The sequence below is a fragment of the Streptomyces sp. 13-12-16 genome (assembly GCF_002114215.1).
In the GTDB taxonomy this organism is placed as follows: Bacteria; Actinomycetota; Actinomycetes; order Streptomycetales; family Streptomycetaceae; genus Streptomyces.
In genome coordinates this window covers 1-625 of sequence record NZ_NCTE01000971.1, presented here as the reverse complement: position 1 = coordinate 625, position 625 = coordinate 1, and the positions used below count along the sequence as shown (strand labels likewise).

Annotated in this window: 1 protein-coding gene; it reads left to right on the top strand. The window is 77.3% G+C overall.

Annotated features, from left to right (window positions below; all coding sequences use genetic code 11):
* Positions 1-12: 12 nt before the first annotated feature.
* Positions 13-468: a hypothetical protein gene (locus B7767_RS33325; protein WP_085575365.1), complete on the top strand. Its 456-nt coding sequence runs from the start codon at positions 13-15 to the stop codon at positions 466-468.
* Positions 469-625 lie beyond the last annotated feature (157 nt).

Here is a 625-nt window from a genome sequence, read left to right as displayed (position 1 = left end):
CCCGCGCCGCCGGTGCAGCGCGCGTCGCGCGACGCGGCCAAGCCCGTTCCCCCGGGCCCGCCCGCGCCCACGGCGGCCACCCCGCAGCTCCAGTTGATCCCGGCCTCGGCCCAGGGGGCGCTCGACGCCGCCGAAGAGGCCGTGGACCTGCTGCTGGACTCGGGTCGCGCCCCCGGCGACGTGCTGGTGATCACCACCGGTGACCCGCACCCGTGGGCCACCCACGAACTGTCCTTCGGCGAAGCCTCCTACTGGGCCCAGCACGACGCCGGTGACGACGTCTTCTACACGGACGCCAAGGCCGCCGAGCGTGCCGGTGCGCGCCCGGTCGTCGTGGTCGCCGTCAACGGAGGCCCGGAATCCGAAGCCGCCTCCGCCCTGTCGGTGGCGCACGCCCGGGCCGGCACCCTGCTGATCGTCTGCGGCGACCCGCAGCGCATCAACTCGGTGCTGGGCGCGGGCGTCTGAGCCGTCACCAAGGCGTCCGGCCGGACGCCGCGGCGTCCGCGCGACCGGGGACTCGGCGTGCCCGGGACCGGAGGGGCCGACGCTCTCGCGTTTTCGCCGCCTCGGTACCGGGCCGGGTCCGGTGTCGCGCGGACGCGCCGCGCCGTGGTGCGGCCCG